At 38.9% G+C, this 26,993-nt stretch carries 16 protein-coding genes, 1 pseudogene and 1 riboswitch; of the genes and pseudogenes, 1 reads left to right on the forward strand and 16 read right to left on the reverse strand.

What is annotated here, in order from left to right; translation table 11 throughout:
* Positions 1–41: 41 nt before the first annotated feature.
* The gene (locus tag ACORHT_RS05845; RefSeq protein WP_434349696.1) at positions 42–5,909 is read right to left on the reverse strand and encodes a mucin-binding protein; all 5,868 of its coding nucleotides are present in this window, start codon (positions 5,907–5,909) and stop codon (positions 42–44) included.
* A 646-nt stretch (positions 5,910–6,555) separates the two neighbouring features.
* Positions 6,556–7,860, reverse strand: a complete 1,305-nt coding sequence (gene eno, locus ACORHT_RS05850; RefSeq protein ID WP_000022825.1) for a surface-displayed alpha-enolase — start codon at positions 7,858–7,860, stop codon at positions 6,556–6,558.
* 164 nt (positions 7,861–8,024) lie between these two features.
* Here eno and ACORHT_RS05855 point away from each other — a divergent pair, with 164 nt between their 5' ends.
* Positions 8,025–8,468: a DUF1694 domain-containing protein gene (locus ACORHT_RS05855; protein ID WP_434349697.1), complete on the forward strand. Its 444-nt coding sequence runs from the start codon at positions 8,025–8,027 to the stop codon at positions 8,466–8,468.
* Here the strand turns inward: ACORHT_RS05855 and ACORHT_RS05860 are convergent.
* From ACORHT_RS05860 to ACORHT_RS05925, 14 genes and pseudogenes are all read right to left on the reverse strand, one after another.
* A complete protein-coding gene (locus ACORHT_RS05860) occupies positions 8,465–9,580 on the reverse strand; it encodes a glycerate kinase (protein WP_434349698.1) in 1,116 nt (371 codons plus the stop codon). The genes ACORHT_RS05855 and ACORHT_RS05860 overlap by 4 nt on opposite strands.
* Positions 9,581–9,596: 16 nt before the next feature.
* Positions 9,597–10,238 (reverse strand): phosphoserine phosphatase SerB, encoded by a 642-nt coding sequence (gene serB / locus ACORHT_RS05865; protein ID WP_434349699.1) that lies wholly within the window; start codon positions 10,236–10,238, stop codon positions 9,597–9,599.
* Between the two features lie 62 nt (positions 10,239–10,300).
* Positions 10,301–11,734 carry a glycogen synthase GlgA gene (glgA, locus tag ACORHT_RS05870; RefSeq protein WP_434349700.1) on the reverse strand — a complete coding sequence of 478 codons (1,434 nt, stop codon included), beginning with the start codon at positions 11,732–11,734 and terminating at the stop codon, positions 10,301–10,303.
* Positions 11,731–12,870 carry a glucose-1-phosphate adenylyltransferase subunit GlgD gene (glgD, locus tag ACORHT_RS05875; RefSeq protein WP_434349701.1) on the reverse strand — a complete coding sequence of 380 codons (1,140 nt, stop codon included), beginning with the start codon at positions 12,868–12,870 and terminating at the stop codon, positions 11,731–11,733. The genes glgA and glgD overlap by 4 nt, the downstream gene beginning before the upstream one ends.
* A complete protein-coding gene (locus tag ACORHT_RS05880; protein WP_049548463.1) occupies positions 12,860–14,002 on the reverse strand; it encodes a glucose-1-phosphate adenylyltransferase in 1,143 nt (380 codons plus the stop codon). The genes glgD and ACORHT_RS05880 overlap by 11 nt, the downstream gene beginning before the upstream one ends.
* Positions 13,992–15,920 carry a 1,4-alpha-glucan branching protein GlgB gene (gene glgB, locus ACORHT_RS05885; protein WP_434349702.1) on the reverse strand — a complete coding sequence of 643 codons (1,929 nt, stop codon included), beginning with the start codon at positions 15,918–15,920 and terminating at the stop codon, positions 13,992–13,994. The genes ACORHT_RS05880 and glgB overlap by 11 nt, the downstream gene beginning before the upstream one ends.
* A gap of 481 nt (positions 15,921–16,401) precedes the next feature.
* Positions 16,402–17,442 carry a DMP19 family protein gene (locus tag ACORHT_RS05890; protein ID WP_434349703.1) on the reverse strand — a complete coding sequence of 347 codons (1,041 nt, stop codon included), beginning with the start codon at positions 17,440–17,442 and terminating at the stop codon, positions 16,402–16,404.
* A 284-nt stretch (positions 17,443–17,726) separates the two neighbouring features.
* Complete coding sequence (pulA, locus tag ACORHT_RS05895; protein WP_434349704.1) at positions 17,727–20,009, reverse strand: type I pullulanase; 2,283 nt, start codon at positions 20,007–20,009, stop codon at positions 17,727–17,729.
* A gap of 31 nt (positions 20,010–20,040) precedes the next feature.
* Complete coding sequence (locus ACORHT_RS05900) at positions 20,041–20,991, reverse strand: diacylglycerol kinase family lipid kinase (RefSeq protein WP_434349705.1); 951 nt, start codon at positions 20,989–20,991, stop codon at positions 20,041–20,043.
* Between the two features lie 3 nt (positions 20,992–20,994).
* Positions 20,995–22,953 (reverse strand): NAD-dependent DNA ligase LigA, encoded by a 1,959-nt coding sequence (gene ligA / locus ACORHT_RS05905; protein ID WP_434349706.1) that lies wholly within the window; start codon positions 22,951–22,953, stop codon positions 20,995–20,997.
* A 93-nt stretch (positions 22,954–23,046) separates the two neighbouring features.
* Positions 23,047–24,306, reverse strand: a complete 1,260-nt coding sequence (locus ACORHT_RS05910; RefSeq protein WP_434349707.1) for a nucleobase:cation symporter-2 family protein — start codon at positions 24,304–24,306, stop codon at positions 23,047–23,049.
* Positions 24,306–24,887, reverse strand: a complete 582-nt coding sequence (locus ACORHT_RS05915; RefSeq protein WP_049549578.1) for a xanthine phosphoribosyltransferase — start codon at positions 24,885–24,887, stop codon at positions 24,306–24,308. Before ACORHT_RS05915 ends, ACORHT_RS05910 begins: the two co-directional genes overlap by 1 nt.
* A gap of 76 nt (positions 24,888–24,963) precedes the next feature.
* A riboswitch (purine riboswitch) is annotated at positions 24,964–25,060 on the reverse strand.
* A complete protein-coding gene (guaC, locus tag ACORHT_RS05920; RefSeq protein ID WP_434349708.1) occupies positions 25,053–26,036 on the reverse strand; it encodes a GMP reductase in 984 nt (327 codons plus the stop codon). Its footprint overlaps the riboswitch before it by 8 nt.
* A gap of 170 nt (positions 26,037–26,206) precedes the next feature.
* Positions 26,207–26,992 (reverse strand): annotated as a pseudogene (locus tag ACORHT_RS05925) (5-methylcytosine restriction system specificity protein McrC); the annotation flags it as partial.
* Between the last annotated feature and the right edge of the window lies 1 nt (position 26,993).

Consider the following 26,993-nt stretch of genomic DNA (forward strand, 5'->3'; position numbering starts at 1 on the left):
ACTGAAATAGATTAGGTCTTCCTTTAAAAATTTAAAAGATTTTAATCATCTTTTTTCTTTTGAGCTAAACCTAATAGCGTTGTTGCCATTCCAATGATTCCAAGTCCAGTCATAACCGTATTTGAATCCGTACCAGTATTTGGTAATTCCTGCACTACTTTTTCAGGATCCAAAGGTTTCGGATCTGGTTTTGCAGGAGTTTGTGGTTCTGGATTAGGGACTACTGGAGTGTCAGGTTTAACTGGAACGTAGATGATTGGTGTGTCGTCACCTGGGTTTTCAGGAGTGATTGGTTTTCCTGGTTCTACTGGTTTACCTGGTTTGCTTGGATCTTTTGGATCTGGCAAGTATGGTTTGTAGCCTGGTACGTCTGGAACGACTGGTTTACCTGGTTTACCTGGATCTGTTGGATCATTTGGATACTTCACTTCTGGTGTTGATGGGAAGTTTGGATCATTTGGTCTCTCTGGTTTTGGAACCAATTTTCCAAGTGGTTTGTAGGTTACTGTATCTGTTGCTTCAGGATTTTCTGGAGTAACTGTCTTACCACCAGCTTCTGTCTTATCAGCGTAGTAACCTGGAATTACTGGAACAGATACCTTACCGTAAGTATGGCTCTTCTCAGTCCATGTTGTAGTTCCAGAAGCTTTGTTTTCTTTACCAGTAAACGTAAAATCATCTTGAACGTTGTCCGCTGGAGTCTTATCACCTGCTCCTTCAAACTTAACTGTTTGTTTAGTTGGTTTCTTCACATCATTTACGATTGGTACGTAGATGATTGGTGTGTCGTCACCTGGGTTTGTTGGAAGGTTTGGAAGCTCCTTACCTGGTTCTACTGGTTGACCTGGTTTGCTTGGATCTTTTGGATCTGGCAAGTATGGGTTGTAGCCTGGTACGTCTGGAACGATTGGTTTACCTGGTTTACCTGGATCTGTTGGATCATTTGGATATTTCACATCTGGTGTTGATGGGAATTTCGGATCATCAGATTTCGGAACCAAGCTACCAAGCGGTTTGTAAGTAACTGTATCTATTGCTTCAGGATTTTCTGGAGTAACTGTCTTACCACCGGCTTCTGACTTATCAGCGTAGTAACCTGGAATTACTGGAACAGATACCTTACCATAAGTATGGTTCTTCTCATTCCATGTTGTAGTTCCATCAGCTTTGTTTTCTTTACCAGTAAAGGTGAAATCATCTTGGACATTGTCCGCTGGAGTCTTATCGCCTGCTCCTTCAAACTTAACTGTTTGTTTAGTTGGTTTCGTCACATCATTTACGATTGGTACGTAGATGATTGGGGTGTCGTCACCTGGGTTTGTTGGAAGGTTTGGAAGTTCCTTACCTGGTTCTACTGGTTTATCTTTATCTGGTTTCGTTGGATCGTTTGGATCTGGCAAGTATGGTTTGTATCCTGGTACATCTGGAACAACTGGTTGACCTGGTTTGGTTGGATCTGTTGGATCATTTGGATATTTCACATCTGGTGTTGATGGGAAGTTTGGATCGTTTGGTGTCTCTGGTTTTGGAACCAATTTTCCAAGTGGTCTGTAAGTTACAGTTTCTTCAAGATTTTCTTGAGTGACTGTCTTAGAAGCAACACTTCCTTTATCAGCGTAGTAACCTGTCAATCCTGGTGTTGGAACTACATCATAGTTAGCCTTATTAGCTGTCCATAGTTCAGTAGGGTTAAGAACTTCACCTGTCACCTTATCAAGTTTTAAGGTACGTGTCCATTGTGCATTTTGAACATTGTCAGCTGGGGCAGTTGCATTACCGTCTGATACCACATAATGAACAGTTGACGTTACATCTTTCTTCCATTGATTTTCCGCAGGGTATCTTGGACTGTTTGGATCATTTGGATTGATTGGATCTGTTGGGTTATGTGGATCGTTTGGTCCAACTGGAGTTTCACCGTGTTTCAAAGTTACTGTCCAAATTTGGTCACGAGATGCATCTGTGTCATAAGTTGCTCCTGCTGGGAACTCATCGCTAACGAGAACATAACCACGATCTTGGTATTTCTGAATCTTAGCTGTAGTTGAGTAATCAATAGCTTCACCAGATTTACCAGAAAGTTGATCATTTTCAAGTGTTGTACCAGTATTTTGGTCTACATAATTGATAATAGCTTTTTGTTCTGCCTTACGGTAGACAACAGGTGTATCTTCTCCTGGTTTGTTAGGAGTTACACTTGGTGTATCCGTCACATAACCTGGGATGACTGGAGTTGGAGTCTTGCCACCCTTAGTTGGATCTTCTGAATCGTTATTGTACTGTGGAGTTGGTGCTTTAGGAATTGGATTTCCTTCTGGATCAACTGGAATGATCTTACCAAGCGGTTTATATGTAACCTTATCCGTAACTTCTGGTTGATCTGGAGTAACTGTCTTAGATCCAGCTTCCTTCTTATCAGCGTAGTAACCTGTAACTACTGGAACTGTTTCTTTACCATAAGTGTGATTAGGTTGATCCCATGTTGTATTTCCATCCACTTGTCTTTGTTTACCAGTGAATGTGAAGTTATCTTGAACTTTATCAGCTGGAGTAGCTGTTCCTGCTCCTTCAAACGTTACCGTTTGTTTAGTTGGTTTCGTCACATCATTTACGATTGGTACGTAGATGATTGGGGTGTCGCGTGAAATACGGTCTGAATCACTCTCGTCATTTGGCTCAATCGTTTTATCAACAATATTATAACCCCAAGCTTGTGGTTGTTCTTCTTTAATCTTGTATCCAGTTGGAGCATCAGGAATCTTAGTTTCCGCTGCTTCTGTAGGATTGGATGGATTATTTTCATAAATCTTAGAAACTGAACCTGGAATGACATTTCCAGATTCGTCCACTTGGATAATTTTTCCTAATGCTTTATAAGTAACCTTATCTGTAACTTCTGGTTGTTCTGGAGTAACTGTCTTAGATCCAGCTTCCTTCTTATCGGCATAGTAACCTGTAACTACTGGAACTGTTTCTTTACCATAAGTGTGACTATGTTGATCCCATGTTGTCGTACCATTTTGTTGTTTACCAGTGAATGTGAAGTTATCTTGAACCTTATCAGCTGGAGTAGCTGTTCCTGCTCCTTCAAACGTTACCGTTTGTTTAGTTGCTTTCTTCACATCATTTGCGATTGGTACGTAGATGATTGGGGTGTTGCCACCTGGGTCTGTTGGAAGGTTTGGAAGCTCCTTACCTGGTTCTACTGGTCTACCTGGTTCACCTGGTTTGCTTGGATAGTTTGGATCTGGCAAGTATGGTTTGTAGCCTGGTACATTAGGCACAACTGGATTACCTGGTTTAGTTGGATCCGTTGGATTATTTGGATACTTCACTTCTGGTGTTGATGGGAAGTTTGGATCATTTGGTGTCTCTGGTTTTGGAACCAAGTTTCCAAGTGGCTTGTAAGTGACAGTTTCTTCAAGATTTTCTTGAGTGACTGTCTTAGAAGCAACACTTCCTTTATCAGCGTAGTAACCTGTCAAACCTGGTGTTGGAACTGCATCATAGTTAGCCTTATTAGCTGCCCATGGAGTAGATGAGAGAACTTCACCTGTTACCTTATCAAGTTTTAAGGTACGTGTCCATTGTGCATTTTGAACATTGTCAGCTGGGGCAGTTGCCTTACCGTCTGATACCACATACTTAACAGTTGACCTTACATCTTTCTTCCATTGATCTTCCGCAGGATATTTTTTACTGTTTGGATCATTTGGATTGATTGGATCTGTTGGTTTATGTGGGTTATTTGGTCCAACTGGAGTTACATCGTGTTCTAATTTAACTACGAATACTTGATCTGTTGATGCATCACTATCAAATTTCTTTTGACCTTCAGTTGCCTTTTTGAATCCATCTTCTACAAGTTTGTAACCCTTATTAACAAAATCAGCAATCTTAGCATCAGTTGAGTAGTTAATGGCTTCACCTGATTTACCAGAAACTGCATCTTTTGTTAACTCCTTATCATTAGCACTTGTATCAATGTATTTGATAACAGCTTTTTGTTCTGCCTTGCGGTAGATAACAGGTGTATCAACTCCTGGGTTAGATGGAGTTACATTTAGAATGTCTGTCACATAACCTGGGATGACTGGTGTTGGAGTCACGCCACCCTTAGTTGGATCTTGTGAATCATTGTTGTATTGTGGAGTTGGTGCACTTGGAATAGGTGTGTTTGTTTCATCAACTGGGATGATCTTACCAAGTGGTTTATAAATAACCTTATCCGTAACTTCTGGTTGATCTGGAGTAACTGTCTTAGATCCAGCTTCCTTCTTATCAGCGTAGTAACCTTTAACTACTGGAACTGTTTCTTTACCATAAATGTGACTAGGTCGATCCCATGTTGTCGAACCATTTTTTTCTTTACCAGTAAAGGTGAAGTCGTTTTGAACTTTAGCAGTTGGAGTCTTATCACCTGCTCCTTCAAAGGTTACTGTTTGTTTAGTTGGTTTCGTCACATCATTTTCTACTGGAGCAGTCGCTTTATAGTAGTATACAATTTCATTAGTTGCATTTAAAAATGGATTCTCTAAACGTTGTACATAAGGACGTCCATTAGCTGCAGTACCATTAAAGTTAGTTGTTTCACCTTTTCCTAAAGTTGTTTCATGAATCTTATTACCACTATAGTAGACCTCAGCCTTCATAGTTCCATCCATATTTAGTAATGTATATTTAATCTCGAGGTTAGGTTGAGTTATTTTTGTAAAGCTATCACCCACTTGTTTCCAAGGAGATATATATCCATTTGGAGAACCGACTATCTCTTTGTCTACTAGTTCATATCCTTTCAACTCTGCTGCAGTCGTATCAAAGCGCATCCCTGTTAAACCATTAAGGGTATAAGAAGGAACCAATTCCTTATTAGTATCTTTATCCTTAAAACGTACTGTAACCGAATTATTTGTAGGGATTAACCATCCATCTGCATAAAAAATACCTTGACCTTGTTTAGTTGAAATTTCTGGACCGTTATACAAGATATTAAAGTTGGCCGCCTGTTTAGAGGTCTTAGCAGTAAAGGGCATATCACCGATAGAAATGGAATCAGCATTTCGATTAATCAGTATTTTCTGGTCACGCTTTTTATACTTATACACAAATTCACTTGAATTAGTATTTTTATCCATGATAATCTCTTGCTGCAACTCATTATTACGGTTATAAAATTCTAATTTCACAGTACCATCAGTCGTATATCCATTTGGTGTTCGATCTGACTTAGAAGATATAACCACATAACCATCAAACGAATTAACATAAGAGAACTGTGGATGTCTGCCTTGTTGATCCAACTGAACAAAAGTATACCAGCCATCACTACCATCATGATACTTAGTAGAGCTATTATATCCATTTGGATGTGACGAGTCGCCTGAAGTATTTTCCTTCGGAGGTGTGATACTAACACCACCCTCTTTTACTACTGCACTAGAATCAAGATCACGACGAGTTCGTTTCAAAGATGCAGCAGTATCAGTAGATGCACTTCTATCTTCTAAATTAGCTTTATCTAGTTGATTCTCAACTTTTTCAAATGAATCTACTACAGCACCATCCACAACAGGATTTGTTGTTGACTCAGATGGCATTGGTTGAGTTTCCTTACTATTTTCTGAGCTTTGAGATTCTTTTGAATCCATAGCTGGAATCACTGCAGGTGCTTCATAGGTTGATTCACTTTTCTGCTTTTCATTAAGTGAATCAGACTCGTTTTTTTCAATAATAGCCTGGTCTCCAGCTCCTTGTGAAGTGAGTTCATTAGCTGAAACAGCTCCGCTACCAAGAAACATCAATCCAGTTGCAATTGCAACTGAAGCAACTCCAAAACTGTACTTTCGAATACCAAAACGAGTATACTTCTCGGTTCGAAAATCAGCTTGTTGTTTTCTTTTAATTTTCATTAAATTGCCTCCTTCTTTTGATGTATGAAAAAACCATACACACCATAGCTAGTATATCAAATTATTTTCAAATATCAAAACATAATAGCATTAATTTTTATAAATAGTTGATAGAATGCAATTTATAATAAGATTATATTCACGATTTTTAAATATTCTTGTTTTCTTTGTCTGGAAATTTTCTAACATCTGATATTGAGTTTGTTTTTTATCTTCTGTTAGAATAACAGAGTACCAACAATGTCAAATGATTAATATATATAAATACAATTAGAGACCCAGTTTATAAAAGTTGATTAAAGTAACGTGTCTTGATAATCTCTCAAAATAAATTTGTTTACTTATCATACATAGTTAATTGTTACTATTTATTTGAACCTATACTCTTAGTGATATTATTATTTAATTTTATAGAAATTATACACTCTAGCTGTTACAAGAAAGCTAGTTAATTTTTAGCTATCATTTTTTTAGACTATTTTATTTCTTACACTCAAACTATGAAAGTTTTTACCTAAAAACCACCTGCTTTACCTCTCATCAAAAAAGCCCTTCGGATAAAATCCGAGGGGCTTAAAACGTTGTTAAATCAACGGCCGAACTTTTGAATTTCAAGGTTCGGGATAAAATAGTTCACTGAACTATTTTATTTTTTAAGGTTGTAGAATGATTTCAATCCACGGTATTCAGCTACTTCACCAAGTTGGTCTTCGATACGAAGCAATTGGTTGTATTTAGCGATACGGTCTGTACGTGAAAGTGAACCAGTCTTGATTTGTCCTGCGTTTGTTGCAACTGCGATGTCAGCGATTGTTGAATCTTCAGTTTCACCTGAACGGTGTGATACAACAGCAGTGTAACCAGCTTCTTTAGCCATTTCGATAGCGTCGAATGTTTCAGTAAGAGTACCGATTTGGTTAACTTTGATAAGGATTGAGTTAGCAGCGCCTTCAGCGATACCTCTTTCAAGGTAAGCAGTGTTTGTTACGAAGAAGTCGTCACCAACCAATTGAACTTTACCACCAAGACGTTCAGTAAGAGCTTTCCATCCATCCCAGTCGTTTTCGTCCATACCATCTTCGATAGTGATGATTGGGTATTTGTTTACCAATTCTTCAAGGTAGTCGATTTGTTCTGCAGAAGTACGAACAGCAGCTCCTTCACCTTCGAATTTAGTGTAGTCGTATACTTTGCGTTCTTTATCGTAGAATTCTGATGAAGCACAGTCAAATCCGATAAATACGTCTTTACCTGGAACATAACCAGCAGCTTCGATAGCAGCAAGGATAGTTTCAACACCATCTTCAGTTCCTTCGAAACGAGGAGCAAATCCACCTTCGTCACCTACAGCTGTTTCAAGACCACGAGATTTAAGGATTTTCTTAAGAGCGTGGAAGATTTCAGCACCCCAACGAAGAGCTTCTTTGAATGTTGGTGCACCAGCAGGTACGATCATGAATTCTTGGAAAGCGATTGGAGCATCTGAGTGAGATCCACCGTTGATGATGTTCATCATTGGAGTTGGAAGAACTTTAGTGTTGAATCCACCAAGGTAGCTGTAAAGTGGGATTTCAAGGTAGTCAGCAGCAGCGCGAGCTACAGCGATAGACACACCAAGGATTGCGTTAGCACCCAATTTACCTTTGTTAGGAGTACCGTCAAGTGCGATCATAGCACGGTCAATAGCTTGTTGATCACGTACATCGTAGCCGATGATTGCTTCAGCGATGATGTTGTTTACGTTGTCAACAGCTTTTTGTGTACCAAGACCACCGTAACGAGATTTGTCACCATCACGAAGTTCAACTGCTTCGTGTTCACCAGTAGAAGCTCCTGATGGAACCATACCACGTCCGAAAGCACCTGATTCAGTGTAAACTTCTACTTCAAGTGTTGGGTTACCGCGTGAGTCTAGGACTTCGCGAGCGTAAACATCAGTAATAATTGACATTTTTTACTCTCCTTATTGAGTTAAATTTTTTACACCTCTATGATACCTTAAAAAGACACCTTTTTCAAGGAAAAACGTTATCTTTGTGCAAATTTTCCTTAAGTTTATAAAGTAATCGCTTTCTTTTATCTGTTTTCTCCTTTATTTTATGATATACTATTTTTATGACTGATGTATCAAAACAAATCCTAGAAAAGGCTCATGGTGGGCTTAAGTTAAATCCAGATGAACAGAGACGTTTTCTCGGAACTTTCGAGGAAAGGGTCCTTGGCTATGCAGACCTTGAAACAGCTAATGATGATAAATTTCAAAAGGGTTACGCATCTATTTTAGTGAGTCTAAAAAAAGAAACTGAACCGCTTTTTGTCAAAATTTCTCCTCAGGTAGTATTTGAAAAGCAGGTTTATTATCTAAAACAAGCCAAAGATGCTGACTGCCAAGCGACTATCGTTTCAGAAGATCACAATTCATCCCCTTTTGGCTTGATTATTCATAGTGATGCCCCTGTTCAAATAAATGAAAAAGACCTTAAAAAGGCCTTTCCAGACTTGTGGCAAGAAAAAGAGACCAAAGCTCCTACTTCTCTTTGGAAAAAATGGTTTGGTTAATTCTTCTTCAAAGCTAAGATTTGACCAATGTTTGCAGCTGTATTTTCTAAATAGACTGTTACCTTTTTCAGACTCTCTTCTAGTGGTTCACTTTTTTCTAAGATAGAAAAGGCTGCAACGAGATTTTCAAATGGTAAGGATGGTAAATCCTCTGACAAACTCCCACAAATAGCAATAACTGGAACACCATCTGGTGTTCTTTTTGCTACCCCGATTGGAGCCTTGCCAGCAAGACTTTGAGCGTCTAACCTACCTTCACCAACGATGACAAGATCTGCATCCGCAACCTTCTGATCAAAACCGATTAGATCTAAACAAGTTTGAATACCAGACACAATTGTTGCTCCAGCAAAAGCACATAATCCAGCTGCAATACCGCCGCCTGCTCCAGCTCCTTCCAACTTTAAGATGTCAGGAGCAACTTTACGATAGAAGTTTTCAATAGCAGAATCAACTTCGTAAAATTGAGCTGGATTTAATCCTTTTTGTTTCCCAAATGTGTAAGTGGCACCGTGTGATCCACAGAGTGAATTTGTCACATCTGCTAAGATTTTAATTCGCACATCTGAAGGAATAGATATAACTTTCTCCTTTGAAATGTCAGTAATTTCAAACAAGGATTGACCCGTAGCTAGAAGTTCATCTCCTTTTTTGTCATAGAACTGGTAACCAAGTCCTGAAGCAATACCAATTCCACCATCGTTACTGGATGTACCACCGACTCCGATATAGATTTCTTTCATCCCTTGCTCTATTAAATGCAGGATTAGTTGACCAATTCCCTTTGTTTGAATCTTCAGGGGATTTCTTTTTTCAATAGGAATTTTAGCAAGACCTATCAAATCCGCAACTTCAAATAAAGCAAGATTTTCTTTATAAACATAAGGCATTAGCACCTCATCTCCAAAAGGGCCTGTCACCAAAGCTTTATTTTCTATAAGACCTAGTGAATTCTTAATAGCATTAACTGTTCCTTCTCCTCCATCTCCGACGGGTAAAAGTAGAAACTCTGAATCGGGTAAGGCTCTTTTCAAGCCATCTTTAATCGCTTCAGCTACTTCATTTGCGGGGAGACTCTCCTTAAAAGAATCAGGTGCGATTACAATTTTCATACTCTCCTCTTTCTAGTCAAGGGAAATCTATCAGTTCCATTACTTTTGCGAAATCTCTCTCATCGATATGATGCGGGATTTTATTTTTTAGATATTCCTTGGCACAAAAGGCAACTCCAAGTCCAGCTCTCTGTAGCATTGCTAAATCATTAGCCCCATCTCCGATAGCTATGGTCTTCTCAATAGGAAGGTCTAATTCTTTGACCCATCTTATCAGAGTCTCTTCTTTAACTTCCCTAGTAATGATCTCTCCCTCAAGTTTTCCTGTCAATAATCCATCTTTTGCTTCAAGGCGATTTGCAGCAATTAGCTTAATACCAAGTTCAGTTGCTAGTCTTTCGACAATTGTTGTAAATCCACCCGAAACTAGACCGACCTCAATATCATGTTCTTGAAGAAATTTGATAAAGTGCTTAGCATTCTTGCTGAGATGGATCTGGCTATAAAGTCGTTCAAATACATCAAGAGAAAGCCCTTCTAGCAAGGAAACACGTTTTCTCAAGCTTTCTTCAAAGTCTAGCTCTCCCCTCATGGCATGAATGGTTAGCTGAGCAACTTCTTTCTCGCAATCTGCCTCTTTCCCTAACAAATCAATGACTTCCTCTTCGATTAGAGTACCGTCCACATCCAGTACACAGAGCCCTTTAATTTTTTTCATATAATTGCCTTACTTTCAGAATCTCAAAAAATCGTATGAATGTATCATACGATTTTAACTATTTAGTTTGCTAGGCTGTGATACAAATCAAGATATGACTTGCAAGCTGTATCCCAAGAGAAATCACATTCCATAGCCTGAACTTGCATATTTTTCCAAACATCAGGATGGTTGTGATAAACGTCCAAAGCGGTTTGCAATACCCAGTTAAGCCAGTATGGAGTTAAGTTATTAAAGCTAAAACCTGTACCTGTTCCATCAATTGGATTAAAGGCTTGTACAGTATCTCTAAGACCACCCACCTCATTTACCAAAGGAAGGGTTCCATATCTCATGGCCATCATTTGTGAAAGTCCACACGGTTCAAAACGACTTGGCATAAGGAACAAATCACAAGCAGCGTAGATTTCTTGAGCTAATTTTACGTCGAAAGTAATATTGGAAGAAAGTTTTTCTGGGAATACTTGACTAAACCAAGAGAAGGCTTGTTCAAATCCTGGATCACCAGTTCCCAAGAGGACGATTTGAATATCCTCTTGAAGCATACGATGCAAGCTTTCAACTACTACATCAAATCCTTTTTGACGAGTTAAGCGAGATACAATACCAATCAATGGCACATCAGGACGTACAGGAAGACCAACTTTTTCTTGAAGTTTTGCTTTATTTTGCGCCTTTCCTGACAAATCAGTCTTATCAAAATGGTAATCTAACAAGGCATCCGTTTGGGGATTGTAAATATCTGTATCAATACCATTCACAATACCAGAAACCTTACCAGATTCCATTCGAAGAATCTGATCAATACCACAACCAAACTCTGTAGTCATGATCTCATAAGCATAGCTCGGCGACACAGTTGATACACGATCTGCGTAGAGAATACCTGCCTTCATCCAGTTGAGGCAGTCATTCCAACGAACTGTTCCATCAGCATAGCGCTCAAAACCAACTCTGAACAAGTCCCAGAGCATACTTTCAGAAAATTGACCTTGAAACTCTAGATTATGAATGGTTAAAACTGTCTTAATACCTTGATATGCTTGAATCCATCTGTATTTTTCCTTCAACAAGAAAGGAATCATCGCTGTATGGTAGTCATGAGCATGAAGAACATCAGGGATAAATCCAATACGCTCCATCGCTTCAAGGGCTGCAAGTTGGAAGAAGGCAAAGCGTTCACCATCATCGAAATCTCCATACACATGCCCACGGAAGAAATAATATTGATTGTCAATAAAGTAGAAAGTCACACCGTTTAAAACAGTTTTCTTAATTCCACAAAATTGTCTGCGCCAACCAACGTATACTTCGAATTGAAGAACATCTTCGATCTGATCACCAAACTTGGCTTCAACCATGTCATAGTAGGGTAAGATAACAGCAACTTCATGCCCAGCTTTTACTAATGATTTAGGAAGTGCTCCGATAACGTCTCCCAATCCACCTGTTTTTGAAAAGGGAGCACCCTCTGCTGCTACAAATAAAATTTTCATGAAAGGACATCCTCTGTTACTTTTTCGCCTTTTTTGATGACAACAGGGTTTTCTGCTGTACCTCGAATGACAACTCCCTCAGCTATTTCAGCACCCTTATCAACGATTGCATACTCGACTTGTGCACCTTTACCAACGATAACGCGAGGGAAAATAAGAGACTCTTTAACCAAGCTATCTTTATGAATTTGAACATTACGCGAAATAATAGATTTATCCACTTCACCTTCAATGATACTACCAGAAGCAAATTGAGATGTGTTCACTTTTGAACCTGATGCATAGTAAGTAGGTTCTTCGTTTTTAACTTTAGTATGAATTTTTTGATTTGGTGAGAACAAAGAGTAGAATTTATGCTGATCAAGCATATCTAGGTTCGCTTGGTAGTATGTTTCTACTGAATGAATATTTGCTAGGTAACCTGTATATTCGTAGGCAAAAGCACCTTCTTTTGCTGCCAAATCACGAAGAACATAACGTAATTTTTCTGGATATTCTTTTTGAGCTTCTTCTTCTAAACGTTTAATCAACCATTGAGTATCTACTACAAAGATATCTGTTGACATGTTGTAGAAGTCTTGGTCAGATTTTTTATCGAAGAGTTTGTGAGATAGCACGTGGTCAGTTTCATCAATATCTAGAATAGCATTTACTTCTGAAATATCCTTTTTAGGTAGTTTCTTATAAACAACCGTAATAGGAGATTTTGTTGTATTATGCAAATGGAAAACTTGATTGAGATCGATATTCACTAAAACATCACAGTTCAAGGAAACGGTTTGGTCTGAACCTGAACGTTTTAGGTAAGTCAAAAGTTGTTGATAGTACTCTTTACCAACAGTGCTACTTTCTACCCGAGTATTGTAGATTCCAAGATAGTAGTGGCTAAGAAGGGTATTTAAGCCCCACTCACGACCTGAACGAATATGGTCAAATACAGAGCTGATGTTATCTTGTTGGAAGATTCCAAAGATACTACGAACCCCAGCATTTGCTAAACTTGAAAGTGGGAAGTCAATCAAACGATACTTTCCTCCAAATGGCAAACTTGCCACTGGACGGTTACTTGTCAAGGTTGACATATCATGGAAACCAACGGTATTTCCTAAAATCGCTGAATATTTATCAATCTTCATCTGTTGCTACCCCCACTACTTCGTTATATCCGACTACTTGTACTTCTTCTGTACCATCAATTTCAACACCATCGGCAATAATTGCACCTTCACCGATGATTGCACGTGTAATTTTAGCACCTCTACCGATAACTGCTCCACTCATGATGACAGAATCAACAACTTCTGCTCCCTTACGAACTTGAGCAGTTGTAGAAAGAATAGAGTGTTTCACTGTACCATTTACATAGCAACCGTCCACTACAAGAGAGTCTTCTACTTGAGCGAATTCTCCAAGGAAGTTTGGTGGAGCGATAAGGTTACGAGAATAAATTTTCCATTGACGGTTACGGCTATCTAGAGCATTTTCTGGAGAGATGTATTCCATATTTGCTTCCCAAAGAGATTCGATTGTACCAACATCCTTCCAGTATCCATTGAATTCATAAGCATAGACACTTTCACCTGTCTCAAGATAATTTGGAATAACATTCTTTCCGAAATCAGACATATCTAGGTTAGCCTTTTCAGCCGCAACTAGCATGTTGCGAAGTCGTTTCCAGTCAAAGATATAAATCCCCATTGAAGCCTTCGTTGATTTTGGTTGAGCTGGTTTTTCTTCGAATTCAACAATGCGATTATTAGCATCTGTATTCATGATACCGAAACGACTAGCTTCTTTTAGTGGTACATCCAAGACAGCTACTGTCAAGCTGGCATTGTTATCCTTGTGTGATTGGAGCATATCATCATAGTCCATCTTGTAGATATGGTCTCCTGAAAGAATCAAAACATACTCAGGATTAATGCTATCGATATAGTCAATATTTTGGTAAATCGCATGACTTGTACCTTCAAACCAACGATTTCCTTCACTTGCAGAGTAAGGTTGAAGGATAGAAACACCTGTGTCAATACCGTCAAGGCCCCAACTAGAACCATTACCAATGTGGCTGTTGAGAGCTAGTGGTTGATACTGTGTAATAACCCCAACATTATGGATACCAGAGTTGGCACAGTTAGAAAGAGCAAAGTCAATGATACGATAGCGCCCACCAAATTGCACAGCAGGTTTTGCAATGCTTTGAGTGAGTTTACCGAGACGAGTTCCTTGCCCACCTGCAAGGATTAAAGCTAGCATTTCATTCTTCATTTTCTACTCCTTTTTGAGATTTATTTGATTCTTTTTTAGCGGGTTTCAAGCGACGTTTGATTTTCCAGATACTTGCCCCCATAGCTGGCAAAGTAAAGGTCAAGGTCTGCTCATAATCCTTCCATAATCCTTCTTGAGTTTGAACAGTTTGGTTATGCTCTTTCCACACACCACCCCATTGTTCTAACTCTGTATTCCAAATTTCTTCATAAATACCTGCAACAGGAAGACCAATTGTGAAATCAGGACGTTCAACCGGTGCCATATTGAAGACACAGACTAGCATCTCGCCTTTCTTACCTTTACGGATAAAGGAAAGAACACTCTGATCTCTATTATCTGCATCGATAATTTCAATTCCGTCATAGCTTGTATCAATTTCCCAAAGACAACGGTGGTCCTTATAAAGTTGATTCAACTGAGATGTGAAGTATTTCATCTTGGCATTCATTGGATCTTCTAGGTTAGACCACTCTAATTGCTCTTCAGATTTCCACTCTAAAAATTGACCGAATTCGCTACCCATGAAGAGTAATTTTTTACCAGGGTGACAAATTTGATAGGTGTAGAGGTTTCTCAAACCAGCGAACTGATTGTAACGATCTCCCCACATCTTATGCATCATACTCTTCTTACCATGTACAACCTCATCATGTGAAAATGGTAGGAGATAATTTTCATTAAAGACATACATGAAGCTGAAAGTCACAAGATTAAAGTCATACTTACGATAGATTGGGTCTTCTTCGTAGAAACGTAGGATGTCATTCATCCATCCCATATTCCACTTGTAGTCGAATCCTAATCCACCCATTTCCTTCATACCTGTAATCTTGGTGCCTGAAGAAGACTCCTCTGCAATCATCATCACATCCGGATGAGCTAGCTTAATAACATCGTTCAAACGTTGAAGGAAATAATAGCCTTCATAGTTGAGATTGCCTCCGTCTTTATTTGGTGTCCATGGAGCATTGTCATAATCTAGATAGAGAATATTACTTACTGCATCTACACGAATACCATCTAGGTGATAGAAATCAATCCAGAACTTAATGCTAGAAATCAAGAAGGATTGAACCTCATTTTTTCCAAGATCAAAGTTAAGTGCTCCCCAACCGTAGTTGTTAGCCTTATTATGATCCTGGTATTCAAAAGTCGGGGTGCCATCATAGTATGCCAAAGCATCATCATTGATGGTAAAGTGACCTGGCACCCAATCCACAATTACACCGATATTGTTGAGGTGACACTCCTCAACAAAGTCTTGAAACTCTTCTGGTCGACCATAGGCATGCTCTAAAGCAAAGTAACCCATGAGCTGATAGCCCCAACTCAATCCAAGAGGATGAGACATCAAAGGCATAAACTCGATATGAGTATAGTTCATCTCAACTAGATATGGGATAAGCTCCTCTTTTAGTTGAGCAAAACTATAAGGTGTTCCATCAGGATTTCTCTTCCAAGATCCTGCGTGAGCTTCATAGATGTTAACAGGTCTCTCGAAAAATCCCCAACGTTTTCTACGAGCTAACCAGAGACCGTCCTTCCATTTTTTCTCAGGAATTTCTGTTAAAATAGCTCCTGTACCTGGACGAGCTTCAAAACGAACTGCCAAGGGATCAATTTTCATAAGTTGATGCCCATTAGCACGAGTAATATGATACTTATAAATATGTCCCTCTTGAGCTAAAGTTGTAAATACTTCCCAAACTCCAGATTCATTACGAGCCATGGGGATTTGATTTTCAACCCAGTTAGTAAAATCACCAACTAGATGGACAGCCTGCGCATTTGGAGCCCAGACACGAAAAGTATAACCATACTCACCATCTCTCTCCTCACGATGTGCTCCCAAATAGTGCTGAAGATGGAAATTTTCACCACTTGTAAAAGTTCTTAAAGCTTCTAATGTATCCATTTAATCCCCCTTTTTGTTGAAAGCGTTTTCTTGATTTTTATTATACTACCTTTTTAGAGAAGTTTCAAGTAAATTACTATATTTCTAAAAAATATTTTGAAAATCTGAAAATAATTCTCTGATGCGTCCTTGGAAATTCACTTTAATTTTCTGATTTATCTTCGCCTCTTTTCATTTTCTTACATTTTTATATAATAGTAACAAAATATTCGGTTTTTATCAATTTTTAGCCTAATATTTTTGAAAAATATATTTAAAATCCGTAAATATATAGTTTATGACATTCAATTTATACTGAATGAAAATCAAAGAGCAAACTAGGAAGCTAGCCGCAGGCTGTACTTGAGTACGGCAAGGTGAAGCTGACGTTGTTTGAATTTGATTTTCGATGAGTATTAGATTGCAACTATTCAGAAACCAAGAATTTTCCCTAAAAAATAGAGCAGATCTTCCAATCTGCTCTATCTTTATTTACTATTCTTTACGATTTATCTGCACTTCCCTGAAAAATAAATTTCTCTGGATATTTTTTGATAAAACTTAGCTCATTCTCATTTCCATCATAATCATAGACAAAATTATCTGCTTCATCCAATTTCTCATAAAAATCATCGCCATACTCTTCTTCCATCTGTGCTAGCAACTCCGATCTTTCTTCTCTAACAAAGGAGATAGTTCCGCCAAAGTAGGCAAGAAGATTTTTGAAATTAGCAGCATGCTCCTTCATTCCAAATAGTTCGAAGCCCTTTAAAGTATCTTTCCAGACAATCCCAGTCGAATTATCGAAAAATTGATAGTGACCGCCATTGTTAACTTCGATAAAATACCAGATAATTGCCAAAAGGTATCTTTGTTCTAAAGTAAAGATTTTTGCAGAATCGAGATAGTCTTCATAGGTGTTATAGATATTAACAGTTTCGTATACTGGTTTAATAATATCCCATGAGTCTTCTGCCTTTTGGACATCTTCTACCGTAATATCCTTGTATAATTTCTTATTCTGTGCAGTTTTCATTTCTTGATTAGTTTCACTAACATCTTCAAAATAGTATTTTTCTAGCAAGGGATAGTCTGTTGGCCTAGCTTCAAGAACTTCCTTTAGAGAACCTACTCTAATCAACTCAATACACCATTCAATGACTGGATTTGTTGGGGAACCAGCATTTTTGATAGCATTTTCTAATAAAGTTAGAGCCTGATTAGCTTCAGTTTCAAAATCCTTGTTCGGATCACTAGATAAACGCCAATGGGTAAAACCATTTCGATAATACCAAATAGCATCCCTATCTTCTTCTGAGACCATCTCTAAAGCTGTTTTTGCCTCTTCGAATTGACTCCAATTATTACAAACTTTGGCTAGTTCACTAAGTACTTGACCACTTAAATTTTCTAACCCGAGTTCAGTGAGGATTTCCTTTATCTTTTCGAATTGATAGGTATGCTTAATATCTTTAAGACACTGAAGTTTCTCCTCTTCATTTAATGTGATAAATTTTTCCAGAGTAATTGTATTAATATCCATAGGTTTCTCCTGCTAAAAGCAATGAACTTTTCTAACTTTAATTCAATTAGTAATGAAACTTCTGCTTTTTCTATCTGTCTAGAACTTGAAAATGAACTGCTTTTTCTGAAAATTTTAGTTTTACTTTCGACTTCAACGGAGACTGTCTAGAATTATAGGCCGGGATCAAAAATCCCGACCTCGTATTTTAGTAAAAATAAGCCTTTGAAATATTTTGTTCATTCATTGGACTCTGCAAGATAGTTTTGTCCTTCACTTCATTGACTCCGTCTTCAATCTAAGACTTATGCTAAAACATTCAAGACTGCCACACTGACGTCGTCAATAACATTTTCTTGGTCAGAACGGCTATTAGTTACCAACATTTCAAGGTTTCCTGCATTTTCATAGTAAAATGAAGCCCCTTTAGCATTGAAAACAACCAAAAAGTGCTCTTCACCACCATGAATCTCGTAGACAATCCAACCACTATTTTCAATGGCTGTGTGAACAAAGACATGACGGTAGACTTCTTCATAAGTAGGGTACGAAAAGGCACTGGTTTGTGTTTTAAGACGAATGATCTGACGGACAAACTCGATGCTATCTTGACGCTCATTGATCAAATCCCAGTTAACCTGGTTGACGCTGTCAGGAGCATTGTAACTGTTCATTGCTCGCTCACGATCTTCGTGAGTCAACTCTCCATTTTCTCCGGTAGCTACAATCTTGGTACGACCAAACTCTTGACCGAGCTCCATGAATGCCATCCCTTGCATGAGAAGGTTCATCGCTGTCGCTGTTTCAACTTTCTTCATGATACGACTTTCACTCTCCGTTGGATGAAGAGTTTTAAGCAAATCATGCAAATTGTAGTTATCGTGAGCTTCTACATAGTTCAAGACCTGGTTAGGACTAAGGTAAGAGCCAAGTTCACGACTTCCAAGGATAGCTTTGGCTACAATCGGCTCAGTACCTGCTCCACTGACGAACCCAGACTTGATAGAGCCATAGACTTCACAACCTTTGATGGCATCTCGCTGATTATCATTAAAGAATCCAATGTTTGGCAACTGGTAAGCATTGTCTTTCTTAGCCTTGTCATAAGGAGCAAGACCTGTTCCCATATCCCATCCTTCTCCATAAAGGATGATTTTCGGATCGACTTCGTCCATAGCCCAACGAATCATCTGCATGGTTTTAACATCGTGAATTCCCATCAAGTCAAAACGGAAACCGTCAATATTGTATTCTTTTACCCAGTAGAGAAGAGAATCAATCATATACTTACGGAACATTTCGTGTTCACTAGCAGTTTCATTTCCGACACCTGTTCCATTTTGATAGGTTCCGTCAGGGTTCATTCGATAATAGTAATCTGGAACCGTTGTTTGGAATGGTGCATCCACAGTTGAAAAGGTATGATTGTAAACAACATCCATAATAACACCGATACCGGCATCGTGATAGGCTTGAACCATGGCCTTCAAATCACGGATAGCTTGACCAGGATCATTTGGATTTGTAGACATACTAGTTTCTGGAGCGTTGTAGTTTTGTGGATCATATCCCCAGTTATAAGTTACATTTCCATCAGCGTCGTATTCTTTATGACGGTCAGCAATTGGTTGTAGCTGAACATAGTTAACACCAAGTTCTTTGATGTAGTCAAATGCTGTAGACTGACCGTACTGATTTACCGTTCCAGTTTGCGCTGCACCTAAGAAGGTTCCTCTTAATTCTGGCGCAACACCAGAAGTCTCAGACTTGGTCAAATCACGGATATGCATTTCATAGACTACAGCCTGGCAAGGATTTTCCAAGCGCCAAGTTGCTTCTGTACCATGCTTAACCTCAAAACCTTCGACCTGACGATCTTTATTTGAGACGATGGCTGAACGTTTTCCATCAGGACTCGTCGCTATTGTATATGGGTCACGAGTTAATGACTGGTGATGAGGAAAGTCAATTTGGTAGTGGTAGGCACGTCCTGCTAGGCTTTCTGGGACTGTTAAACTCCAAACACCAATTGTATTATACTTGTGGCTATAAGAATAACTATTTCCACGCTCCATTTCAAAAGTTTTAAGGATAGGGGCGTCATTGCTTGCAGATTCATAGACTACTACTTGGACAGCTGTAGCTGTTGGTGCCCATAGGCTAAAGCTTGTTTCAGTTTCAGTAACCTGACATCCTAACTCTCCTTGATAACCCCAGTGATGGTCGAAACTAGCACTATTGATAGCCTTGTCGAAGGCAAAAGGATTTTGGTCTTTATAGTGGGGACTTGCAATGGCTGGATTTTCAGAATAATAAACAGTATCATCTCCATCCAAAATCCAAACCTCTGTCAAAAGCGGATAATAATTGAAGCGGATAGGATATTCTTTGCTGACACCATCTTTTTCAACAGTAAAAGTCATGGTCTCAAGTGCTACTTCACTAGGTTGAGTCAGTGAAAATTTAACTCCAAAATATTCTTCTTCTTTGATAAGCTCTACTGAATCCACAGGCTTTTTACTGAAACTGCAAGCCTCATAGGCTTCATCCTTACGATGATAATGAATAAGTACAGGATAATTGTACATGGTTCTCCCTAATTTCTAAATTAATTTGATTTTATATTTCATGAATAATTCCTTGATCAATCGCCTCAGGATTCACAAAAAACTCAATATGATTATGGCACACTTCCAAATCTACTGGTGTATCACCACCGTATTCTCCATCAAGATTGAGCATAAAAGGCTCTTCCTGATCCAAAGTTTCAATTCGGAGTTTACTAGTTTTCAGATATTCAACATTGACATCTGACACATGTTGGCCTCCGTTCATGGCCTGAACTAGCAGACTCAACATATCTAGTATTTTATCCGTCTTTACTAGAATAAGCGTAAAATTGCCATCATCCAGTTTGGTATCAGGTGCGAATTGCTCAAATCCACCAATAGAATTGGTCAAGGCAACAAAGACAAGAGAAACTTCTCCTGTAAAAATTCCCCAATCATGGTAAATACGAACAGGACGGGCTTTGGATTTTGGAAACATCTCGAAGCCTTTAGCAACGTAGGCCAGATAACCCAAACGCGTCTTTAGTTCACTCGGAACACTAAAAGTTAACTCCGTAAGAGCTCCTGCCGCAGCAATATTGATGAAATACTTATCACCAAAGGCACGACCAATATCAATTTGCTTGGTTTCATTTTTAGCAATGATCTTCGCTGCAGCAACTGGATCGCCCATGGGGATTTTCAATGCTCTTGCATAGTCATTGGTAGTTCCAGTAGGAATGATGGCTATCTTTGGACGATGTTCCAGAGGTGCAATTCCATTAACCACTTCATTGATAGTACCATCGCCACCAGCTACCAAAACCAAATCAAATCCAGCTTTTGTAGCTCTTTCTGCTTCTTTCTGGGCTGATAAGTGTTCAGGTTTGGTCTGAAAAGCACTTGTTTCATAGCCTATGCTCTCTAACACTTCTAGAACTTCTGCGATATTTTGCTTGATAATTTCCTGGCCTGAGGTCGGATTATAAATGAGACGTGCGCGTTTTTTTACTTCTTTCATAGCTTACAAACTCTCAAGCCAAGCTTCATCACGAATCTCTATTCCCAGTTCTTGTGCTTTTTGGAGCTTGCTTCCTGCATCTGCTCCTGCTACAACAAGGTCTGTTTTTTTCGACACACTACCAGTAACCTTGGCTCCTAGACTTTCTAATTTATTTTTAGCTTCTGAGCGATTCAAACGCTCTAGCTTTCCTGTCAATACGACAGTTAAACCAGACAAGGCTGCATTTGCTGCAACTGTCTGTCCTTTGTAGTCTAGATTAACACCTGATTCTTTTAATTCCCTTAAAAGGATTTCAGAACCCTCTGTAGCAAAATAGGTCTGTAGGCTTTGAGCAATGACACTCCCCAAACTTTCAATATTTGCAATTTCTTCAGGATTGGCTTGTGCTAGCGATTCGATTGAGTGGAAGTTTTGTAAAAGCAACTGACTTGCCTTACTTCCTACATGACGAATCCCCAAACCAAACAAAAGTTTTTCAGCAGAATTTTCTTTGGATGCTTGAATAGCCTGGTAGAGCTTTTGAGCAGATTTTTCCTTGATACCATCTAGCAAAAGCAAATCTTCCACAGTCAAACGATAAATATCTGCAACATCTTTAACCAAATTGGCAGCAAATAATTTTTCTACGATTGATGGGCCAAGGCCAGAGATATTCATAGCATCACGCGATGCGAAATGCGTCAAACCTTCCTTGATTTGAGCAGGGCATCGTGGATTGATACAACGAAGAGCCACCTCATCTTCAAAGTGTAACAACTTACTCTCACAACTTGGACAGTTTGTTGGAATATCAAGTTTTTCCTCTGACACTCGCTTAGACTCTACCACTCGTAAAACAGCTGGAATGATATCTCCCGCCTTGTAGACAATGACTGTATCCTCTTTACGAATATCCTTTTCAGCGATATAGTCGACATTATGAAGCGTTGCACGACTAACTGTTGTACCTGCTAATTGCACCGGAGTAAGATTAGCAGTCGGAGTTACGACACCAGTTCTTCCTACTGTCCAGTCAACAGAAAGCAGTTTTGCTTCTTTTTCTTCTGCTGGGAATTTATATGCTACTGCCCATTTAGGCGCTTTGACTGTAAATCCTAGTTGCTCCTGACCAGCTAGATCATTGACCTTAATCACAACTCCATCGATATCATAAGGCAACTGGTCTCTTTCTTGACCAATTTCTTGAATAAACGCCCAAACCTCGTCCATACTATGAGCTAATATACGTCTTTGATTAACTACAAAGCCTAATTGTTCTAAATGTTTCAAAACCTTCTCTTGACTATCCCGAGTTGAAGGACTAGCTTCCTGATAAAGGAAGGTTGCAAGATTACGTTTGGCTACTACTGCTGTATCTAACTGGCGAAGTGTTCCTGCAGCAGCATTTCTTGGATTGGCAAATTCTGGCTCCCCGTTTTCCTGACGAGATTGATTGACCTGGTCAAAAGAAGCTCTCGGCATATAACATTCACCACGAACTGTTATATCTATTTTTTCAGATAATGATAAAGGAATGTCTTTCACTCGTTTAAGATTTTCAGTGATGTTTTCACCAATGGAGCCATCACCTCGAGTTGCTCCAGCAACAAAAATTCCCTGCTCATAAGTCAAGGAAATCGATAAACCATCAATTTTTAACTCACAGATATAAGTAACTTCATCCAATTCTTTACGAACACGCGCATCAAAGGCATCGAGCTCTTCACGAGAAAAAGCATCCTGCAAACTATAGAGAGGATACTGATGACTATATTTTTCAAAACCATCTAGAATCTTACCGCCGACGCGATGGGTCGGACTATCTGGCAAGACTTGCTCTGGATGAGCTTTTTCTAACTCTACCAATTCACGATAGAGACGATCATACTCACTATCAGATACAGATGGGTTATCACTTGTATAATACTCTGTCGCATAGCGATTGAGCAACTCAACGAGCTCTTTCATTCTTTCATTCATAGAACCATTTTACCATAAAAAGGACTATAGAAACAATACAGAAGCTCTAAAAAAGAAAATGAGAAGGATATTTCTATCACTTCTCATTTATTTTTATTTTTTACGATTCAAAATAGCATTCAAAATGATGGCCACTGTACTTGCAATAACAATACCATTTGAGAAGAACATCTGTAATTCTGTTGGTAGAGTATTGAAGAGATTGCTTCCGTTCAATCCCACCCCAGCAGAAATAGAAACTGCTGCAATGAGGAAGTTGTGTTCATTGTGCTCAAAGTCTACACGCGCTAAGATTTGCATCCCTTGGAGAGAAACAAAACCAAACATGACCAGCATTGCTCCACCAAGAACAGGGCTAGGAATAATCTGAGCCAAGGCACCAAACTTAGGCAAGAGACCAAGTAAGATGAGGAAAGCACCAGCGTAGTAGATCGGTAAACGGGTACGAATACCTGAAAGTTTAACCAAACCTACGTTTTGTGAAAATCCTGTATAAGGGAAGGTATTGAAAAGTCCACCAAGTAACACAGCAAGACCTTCAGCACGATAACCATTACGGAGACGAGTGCTATCGATTGGATCTTTAGTAATATCAGAAAGGGCAAGATATACACCAGTTGATTCTACCATTGATACAGTAGCGATAATACACATCATGACAATAGAAGAAATCTCAAATTGTGGAGCACCAAAGTAGAATGGAGTTGGGATATGAACAAGTGGAGCTTCTGCTACTGGAGAGAAATCAACCAAGCCCATAGTTGCAGCGATGATAGTACCTGCAATCAAACCAATCAAAATAGAAATTGACTTAATAAATCCTTTTGTAAAGATATTAACCAAGAGAATGATAAGAATAGTGATTGTTGCTAACGCTAGACTTTGTCCCGTTGGTTTTTCGACATTATTTCCCATATTCCCAATAGCTACTGGAATCAAGGTCAATCCGATTGTTGTAATGACAGAACCCGTTACGATTGAAGGGAACAGATTAGCAATCTTAGAAAATACACCTGCTACAAGAACGACATAAATACCAGAAGCAATCAAGGCACCAAACATAGCACCACTACCGTGACTTTGTCCAATCATAATAAGTGGAGCAACAGACTGAAAGGCTACACCCAGAACAACCGGTAAACCGACACCGAAATATTTATTTAATTGTAACTGCAATAGAGTTGCGACCCCACACATAAAGATATCTGTAGAGATAAGGTATGTCAGTTGTTGAGGTGAGTAACCTAGGGCACCTGCAATCATGATTGGTACCAGGATTGAACCTGAGTACATGGCAAGTAAGTGTTGCAAGCCCAATACGGCTGCTTTTGAGTGGTTTTCTTTTTGATTCATTAGATGTCTGCCTCCTTGAAGATAACTCTTCCATTTTCAAAACGCTCTAAACGAGCAAGTGATACTACCTGATGACCTGATTTTTCTAACAGTTCACGACCATCTTGGAAAGATTTTTCAATCACAATCCCGACGGCCTCGACTGTAGCACCAGCTTGTTCGATAATCTGAATCAAACCTTTAGCTGCTTGACCATTAGCCAAGAAATCATCAATAATTAATACTTTATCTCCTGGAGATAAGAACTTCCCTGCAATGGATACGGTACTAGTTACTTGTTTAGTGAAAGAATAAACCTCAGCAGTTAAAATTCCTTCATTCATGGTAATATTTTTTGCCTTCTTAGCAAAAATCATAGGTACATCTAATTGTTCTGCAACATATAGAGCTGGAGCAATTCCAGATGCTTCAATGGTTACGACTTTGGTAATACCTGCAATTTTAAAATATTCTGCAAAGGTGCGACCAATCTCGCGCATTAACTTATAATCAACTTGGTGAGTTAAGAAAGAATCCACCTTAAGAATATTCTCACCTAGAATATTCCCATCTTTTAAAATACGTTCCTCTAGTAATTTCACAATAACCTCCGAAATAAAAAGGGACTTACATAGTAAGCCCCTTAGAAAGATTGAAACAGATATCCCTGCTTCTTTTATCTCTCTTCGACTTACTCATTGTTAGGTATTTACGGTACCTTGTAGAAACGCCACGCCAATTCGCGGCATAAATAAGTAATCATATTTTTAGTGAGCATCTCCATTCCAGATAGAGTTCTTCACAATCACATAATCTACATGTCTAAGATCAGCTACCTTTCGACCTCCAGCGTAAGAAATCGAACTTTGCAAATCTTGTTCCATCTCAGTTAGGGTATCTTGTAAATGTCCTTTGGCAGGAAGAAGAATTTTCTTACCTTCGACATTCTTATAGGCACCTTTTTGGTATTCTGAAGCGGAACCATAGTATTCTTTAAATTGTTTACCATCGACTTCGACAGTTTTACCAGGGCTTTCGATATGACCTGCAAAGAGTGAACCAATCATAACCATGCTTGCTCCAAAGCGGATTGACTTAGCAATATCACCGTGTGTACGAATGCCACCATCAGCAATAACCGGTTTACGTGCAGCCTTAGCGCACCAACGAAGGGCTGCTAACTGCCAGCCACCAGTACCAAAACCAGTTTTTACCTTAGTGATACATACTTTACCTGGACCGATTCCGACCTTAGTAGCATCAGCACCAGCATTTTCAAGTTCACGAACAGCTTCTGGAGTACCAACGTTACCAGCGATGACAAAAGTATCTGGCAACTCTTTTTTGATGTGCTGAATCATTGAAATCACACTGTCAGCATGACCATGAGCAATATCAATAGTGATGTACTCTGGTGCGTCATCCTTTAATTGACTAACAAAATCATACTCGTAATCTTTAACACCAACAGAGATAGAAGCAATCAAACCTTTCTCATGCATGCGTTTCACAAAGGGGATACGTCCCTCTTCATCAAAACGGTGCATGATGTAAAAATAGCCACCCTTGGCAAGCTGTTCAGCAACATCTTCATCCAAGATAGTCTGCATATTAGAAGGAACAACTGGCAACTTAAAGGTATGTTTTCCCAAGGTCACATGTGTATCAGCTTCTGCACGACTTTGAAGGACGCACTTATTTGGGATTAGCTGAATATCTTCATAGTCAAAGATTGGAAATTCGTTTAACATATTTCTCTCATTTCTCTTCTTTAGACTTTCCTAAAGTTAGGAATAGTCTCGTCTTTTCCAGACAATTACTCTAACAAGTTTACATTAATGTCCGTTTTTTGTCAATTATTATGTCCGAAAATAAATAACGTTCGTGTTTCGTATTTTCGATCAAGGAGATAACTAGACATTTACCCTGTATTTGTCTTACCTTTTAAATCCCTGCTGAGATTTTCGATAAACACTTTTTCAAAGGTCTCCATCTTCCTGACAAAATCTTGATAGCTTTCAGCTTGTCCAGGGACTTGGATAGACCATTTCTTCAACAGGGCTCCATAGCCTGCTAGCTTACCTATCTCATTATCAACTACCTTTTCCTCACTAGGAAAAACAAGCCCAGCCTGCTTAGCTTCTAAAATATAAGAATAGGAAATCAGCTGGAACAAGTCCTCACGATTGATTCCCTTTTCAATCAATTCCAGTTTTTTGTATTTAGCATCTAAAACGATTTTTAACTCTTTATGATAAAAATCTGGAAATATTTTTCTTTCACGATTAGAAAATACTGAAATACCATCCGTCTTATCCTTATTTCTAGGATGGATGAACTCTTTTGGCAACAAGGTATGAACATACTCTTCCCAAAGCCAAGCAACATCAAAAAGAATACCATGGATTTTTTGCTCTTGGTATCCTAAACCATGTTCTTCTCTATTTAGGATCATCAGGCAAAGCTCTTGCAATTTTCTGTACTCTCGAAAGTAGGCATGACGAAGAGGTTTGGTTTGATTTAGTCTGATAATCTTAGCACGATCAGCTAATTTATAATAGGGCGTTACTCGCACGATCTCTGCCACATTTTCACGACTAGTTGAGAGATTATCAAGAACTCCTCTCCCTATACTTTTCTGATTCTTAATGTATTCAATAGTGTGACGGATCAGTTGCATGAGGGGATTATCATAGGTGAACTCTCTA

The sequence above is a fragment of the Streptococcus sp. KHUD_014 genome, from assembly GCF_051106275.1.
GTDB lineage: Bacteria > Bacillota > Bacilli > Lactobacillales > Streptococcaceae > Streptococcus.